Source organism: Rhizobium sp. SEMIA 4085, from assembly GCF_013004495.1.
Lineage (GTDB): Bacteria > Pseudomonadota > Alphaproteobacteria > Rhizobiales > Rhizobiaceae > Rhizobium > Rhizobium gallicum.
The window spans coordinates 1-5,391 of record NZ_JABEPH010000383.1 but is presented as its reverse complement, the minus strand read 5'-3'; the positions used below and the strand labels follow the sequence as shown (position 1 = coordinate 5,391).

General features: G+C 60.8%; 6 protein-coding genes. 3 read left to right on the top strand and 3 right to left on the bottom strand.

Annotated features, from left to right (window positions below; translation table 11 throughout):
* Positions 1-799, top strand: a 799-nt coding sequence (locus C9413_RS27045; protein ID WP_170251149.1) for a chromate transporter, incomplete at its 5' end; no start/stop codon positions are given.
* 93 nt (positions 800-892) lie between these two features.
* Positions 893-2,098 (top strand): MFS transporter, encoded by a 1,206-nt coding sequence (locus tag C9413_RS27040; RefSeq protein ID WP_039846719.1) that lies wholly within the window; start codon positions 893-895, stop codon positions 2,096-2,098.
* A gap of 565 nt (positions 2,099-2,663) precedes the next feature.
* On the opposite strand, the gene C9413_RS27035 is transcribed toward C9413_RS27040, so the two are convergent.
* Positions 2,664-2,972: a hypothetical protein gene (locus C9413_RS27035; protein ID WP_223843983.1), complete on the bottom strand. Its 309-nt coding sequence runs from the start codon at positions 2,970-2,972 to the stop codon at positions 2,664-2,666.
* Between the two features lie 391 nt (positions 2,973-3,363).
* Between C9413_RS27035 and C9413_RS27030 the strand changes: the two genes are divergently transcribed.
* Positions 3,364-3,846 (top strand): SRPBCC family protein, encoded by a 483-nt coding sequence (locus C9413_RS27030; protein WP_039844664.1) that lies wholly within the window; start codon positions 3,364-3,366, stop codon positions 3,844-3,846.
* A gap of 169 nt (positions 3,847-4,015) precedes the next feature.
* On the opposite strand, the gene C9413_RS27025 is transcribed toward C9413_RS27030, so the two are convergent.
* Complete coding sequence (locus C9413_RS27025) at positions 4,016-4,828, bottom strand: alpha/beta hydrolase (protein WP_039846717.1); 813 nt, start codon at positions 4,826-4,828, stop codon at positions 4,016-4,018.
* A 50-nt stretch (positions 4,829-4,878) separates the two neighbouring features.
* On the bottom strand, positions 4,879-5,391 hold a 513-nt coding region (locus tag C9413_RS27020; RefSeq protein ID WP_170251148.1), incomplete at its 5' end, for a gamma-glutamylcyclotransferase.

The following is a 5,391-nucleotide window of genomic DNA, read 5'->3' as shown; positions in this document are numbered from 1 at the left end:
TGGCAAGGTGGGTGGCAACCAGGTCGCCGACGCGGAGACTGCGCTGGGCGAAGGCATTCCCGCTCATGCCCGCCCGCCGCTCAGTTGGTCGCTGAAGATGGGCGGCGTGTTTCTGGTCCTGTGGCTGACGCCGGTTCTGGCTTTGCTGGCGGTTTTCGGCCCAGGCAATGTCTTCAGCGACATCGCCGTGTTCTTCTCGAAAATGGCCGTGGTGACCTTTGGCGGCGCCTACGCCGTCCTCGCCTATGTGGCGCAGCAGGCCGTCGACACCTATCGCTGGCTGAAGCCGGGGGAGATGCTCGACGGCCTCGGCATGGCGGAAACGACGCCAGGCCCGCTGATCATGGTCACTCAGTTCGTCGGATTCATGGGTGCGTATCGCGCGCCGGGGACGCTCAACCCGCTCCTGGCCGGCACGCTCGGCGGCCTTCTCACCACCTGGGTCACCTTCACACCCTGCTTCCTCTGGATATTTCTCGGCGCGCCATACATCGAGACGCTGCGCAGCAATAGGGCTCTGTCGGCGGCGCTGGGGGCGATCACGGCGGCGGTGGTGGGCGTGATCCTGAACCTCGCCGTGTGGTTCGCACTTCATGTCCTGTTTGGGGAACTGCATCAGGTTCGCGGGTTCGGCATGACGGTCGATGTGCCTGTGCTCAGTTCGGTCAACATGGCCTCGTTGGTCCTGACCCTGGGTGCCTTGCTCGCGGTGTTCCGCTTCAAGATCGGCATGATACCCGTGCTTGCGGCGTGTTCGATCCTGGGCATGCTTTTTGGAGTCGCGACGGGATCGGTCTGATGTCCACCGCAACGATGGTACGGGAAGGAGGCATGTTTGGGGTCCAACGAATGCCGTTTTGTCCGAACAAATAGAAAAGAGCGGCAGACACTCCTGCCTGCCGGTGCCCAGCCCACAGCAGCCTACCTGCTGACGTCGAGAGGGCTGCGGGCGTTCGGCGATGGACTTGTCAGCCTCCTGCTTCCAGCCTATCTGGCCGTTCTCGGTTTCAACGCGTTCGAAATCGGCGTCCTCGCGACGGCGACGCTCGCCGGTTCGGCGGCGCTCACCTTGACTGTCGGCATTGTCGCGCACCATTTCTCCCGCCGCACCCTGTTGATCGCAGCGGCCGTCCTGATGATGGCGACCGGCGTCGCTTTTGCCCTTGTCCAGGACTTCTGGCCGTTGCTTCTCATCGCATTCGTCGGGACGCTGAACCCGTCCTCCGGCGACGTGAGCGTGTTTTTGCCTTTAGAACACGCGCAACTCGCCCACAGCGTTACCGACCGTGATCGCACGGCGCTGTTCGCTCGATACAGCCTTATCGGCTCGCTTGCCGGCGCCGTTGGCGCGCTCGCCGCCGGAGCCCCCGATATTCTCGGCGAAGCTATCGGCCTGGACATCAAAGGGGCCCTGCAGGCAGCTTTCCTGCTCTATGCGTCGCTTGGGCTCGCTACGCTGTTCCTCTATCGTCGGCTGCCGGTCGAACCGTTTGATGCAACTGCGGCACCGGCGGAACCCTTGGGAAAATCCAGAACCATCGTCCTGACGCTTGCCGCACTGTTCAGCCTCGATGCCTTCGCCGGTGGTCTCATCGTGCAGTCGCTGCTGGCGCTGTGGCTCTACCAACGCTTCGATCTATCGCTCGCTGCGACTGGAGCCATCTTCTTCTGGACGGGCGTCCTTTCGTCCGGATCGTATCTTATAGCCGTGCGCATTTCCAAGCGAATCGGGCTTGTCAACACGATGGTGTTCACGCACCTGCCCTCGAGCCTGTGCCTTATACTCGTTCCCTTCATGCCGCACCTTGCTCAGGCCATTGGGCTCCTGTTGATCAGGAGCGCCCTGTCGCAGATGGACGTTCCGACCCGCACCTCCTACGTCATGGCGATCGTCGCCCCCGGCGAACGGGCGGCGGCGGCAAGCGTCACGGCCGTTCCACGGAGCCTGGCCGCGGCGTCGGGTCCCCTTCTTGCAGGCTGGCTGATGTCTATTTCCAGTTTCGGCTGGCCCCTCGTCGCCGCAGCGGCGCTGAAGATCGTCTATGACGTCCTGCTGCTCTTCATGTTCCGGAAGCATCGTCCGCCTGAGGAGCGCTGACTACGTCGATCGCTTCAAACGTTCCATGAGCCCTGCCAAGGACGCGCGCCGTCGTTTACGCGGTACTGCGAGCGCCCAGAGGCGATCGGCGAAACGCAAGCTGGTGGCAGTCTGCCCGAATCCAACGCGAGTGCAGGATTATTTGGACGACACTTTTGCCACGACCCCGTCGTTGATGGCCCCATTGAAGGAAGGCACCCGAACATCGTTCGGGTGCCTTCTTGCAATCACTCTTGAAGGGACGGTTCGCGATTTCGCTGGCGAGCTTCGGTGACGCCGCTGCCGGCAGTCGCCGCTTCCACTCGTGATGGCGAACGTAGACTTAGCAAGGCGCAGCTTTGCAATTCGCAGGTATCGCTTCCGAGCATTCATCAAAGGGAAATGCGACCCCACATCAGAAATCGGAGCCAGCCGCAAGGACTGAAGGCGCCAGCCTGCGGCACCTTCAAAGCGGACGCAGAGATGGCGATGCGTTTGGGTCGGTCGCCCGCCCAGACCCGCTGTCCAGGGGCAATGCCTCCAAGCCGCTATCGTCGGACCAAGCGGCCTACGCTTGCTTGACCCGTCATCGCTGAAGCCGGTTCCTTCGTTCCATCAGAAGCTCGTGCTCAACCAGACGCTTACCTGCGGCACTGAGACCTCTTGCGCCGGCAGTTCTTTCAATAACGCCAAGCTCGACGAACCTCCGATCAATTTCGTCCGCCAATGCAGCGTTCTCATGCCGGTAGAGCTGCAAAAGGATGCTCCATTCCTCGTAAGTGAAGTCTCGCCGAACGGTCATGCTTGGTGCCTTTCTGTCGAACGGATGGACCATAGCATGATTTTGTTGTTTGAAGGCACCGCACATACGATCCTCAAAGTCGCTAGACTGCATTACTGCGGCCTTTTTTTTTGCGCAGTATCAGCTCCGTAGCCGACGACGTGCTTCTAGCACACGTCTGCGAAATGAGATCGACAAGCGAGAACGGTCCCCTCTTGGCCAACCCATAAGAAGGACCGGCGAGTAGCGCAAAAACGACTGAAAGAACTGCAAATCGAACCAATTTCAAACTCGTTTCCGTCATGCATCGGAAGTACCGGGCACCGGTCTGAGAAGGGTGGGTAAGCAGTCACTCGCCAAGGTAGCTCGTCATTGCTCTCTTGCGCCAACGCGGGCGTTGCTATTTCGCACGGCGGGCCGGCCTTCGGGCATGCGTCGCTATCGGGAAGCCGACATTCATGAGAAAATAAATGGTGAGGGGGCTATCGTAGGGAGGAACACGCAGATGACAAAAAGAACTCTAAGAACCCTGGCGGCCGCTATTGCAGCAATGGGCCTTCTGGTCGAATCGGCCGCCGCGCTGGAGGTCGCCAGTTCCGCCACCGTGGCGGGCAAACCGGACGTGGTCTGGCAAAAGATCGGCGACTTCTGCGCCATTCAGACTTGGCATCCCGCCATATCGAAGTGCGCGCAGAGCGAGGAAGGTGGTTCGACCTATCGCACGCTCACGACCTCCGACGGCGGCACAGTCAAGGAGAAACTCGTCGAGCACACGGATACCAGCTACACCTATGAGATCATCGATTCACCGCTCCCCGTTGAGAACTATCGCGCCACGATCAGCGTCTCGGCAGAAGGAGATCGGACCAGGGTGGACTGGAAAAGCAGCTTTGACGCAAAGGGTAAATCGGATAGCGAGGCAAAGGACGTCATCAGCGGCATTTACAAAGCCGGTCTCGACAAGATCGCCGAAATGAGCGGAAACTGATCCGTGGGCTCGCCAGCGCGGGCAAGGATTGATCCCGTGCAAAAGAGCCCGGGGTCGTGCCGGGCTCTTGGGGCCGATTGTCGGCCAGCGGCCCTGTGGTGGGACATCGCATTCCCGTCACCACTTGGCTTTCAAATGGTCATTGCCGCAATTTCAGATGGTCACAGGCCTAGGGGACGTCTCTTCTCAGCGTCTCGATGAAGAGGATCACGTCGCCCACCATGCTGTCGTTAAAAATGTCGTTGTGACCCGAGTCGTCGTAGATCAGCATTTGCTTGGGTTCGGGAGCGATGCGGTATAACGCCTCGCCCGACGATAAGGGAATGCTCTCGTCACGTCGACCGTGAATGAAAAGCTTCGGTTGTCTCACCTTTGCGATCTTGAGGTCTGAACGGAATGGGTCCTTTATAAGAAGCGCAACCGGAAAGAGCGGATAATGCATCTGCGCCACTGACACAACCGACAGGTATGGGGACACCAGGATGACTCCGAAGGCCGGCCTCTGCCCGGCCGTGTCCACTGCGACGCCGGTGCCAAGCGACCGACCTAGCACAATGATCTTGCTTGTGGAGCGCACCGAAAGCCAGTCAAACGCGGCGATGCCGTCGGTCAGCAGCCCCTCCTCGCTCGGCGAGCCCGTCGATCCCGGATAGCCTCGGTAGGAAATGGCCAGCATTCCAACGCCTCGCGCGGCCAGCGCCCGCGCGACAAAGCCGTAATTGTCGACGAGGTCACCGTTTCCGAAAAAGAGTAGCACGCAAGGCTTGTCGGATTCGCCCTGGCTGTAGAGCCCATGAAGCACCTCTCCGTCCGGCGTCTGGATATATACGTTCTCGCCCCAGCGCGCACGCTCTGGAGTAGGTGCGGCGGTGGCGCCGGGAAAGAGGAGAGCACGCTGGGAAAAATACACCAGGCCTACAAGGGCCGAGTAGACGAAAGCCGCCATCAGCGGCAGGATCACTAGCAGTGTTGTGACGCTCACGGCAGCGTGTCCCCGCGTGGCCTTCATTTCATTCGGCCCAAGGCGCCACACTATGCATTGGATCTGATCCGCTCCGCAACCAGAGCCTGCAACCGCCAAAGGTTGCGATCGCGGATGCCTTGCTCCTCGAGATGCGCTACTGTGTTGTGGAGATACTCGGCGCCGGAACCCCAGTGGCCGCAAGCTTCCGCCAGCACGTCGGCAACCTCCTCAGGTGGCAGTCTGCCCGTGTAGAAGCGCGACTGCCGGTTCATCACGAAGGCGATGGCGCACAGCGATCCCTTATCCGTTTCGACGGTGACCCAGCGCGGGATGTTGTTGGGTGGCTTCACCGTGATCTCACGCCGCACCAGCTTGTCCAACTGGCTTTCCAGATCGTCCGGGGGCAGTTTGAAGACGACGCCCCGACATTGGCCGCCCCGGTCGAGCGACATCATCAGTCCCGGCTTGTGCTTGGTGCCCCGGAACCGCTCGATCCGGAAGCAGAAGGAGCGGTGCCATCCGCGGGCCGTAGCGCGGCGTGCCGCAACGTGGACGAGCGCGGGTTCGGGCTCGTATACACA

Bases quoted from the DNA above. Each gene is read 5' to 3' on its own strand.
- C9413_RS27035 (WP_223843983.1), bottom strand. From the start codon at position 2,972: ATGCAGTCTAGCGACTTTGAGGATCGTATGTGCGGTGCCTTCAAACAA.
- C9413_RS27030 (WP_039844664.1), top strand. From the start codon at position 3,364: ATGACAAAAAGAACTCTAAGAACCCTGGCGGCCGCTATTGCAGCAATG.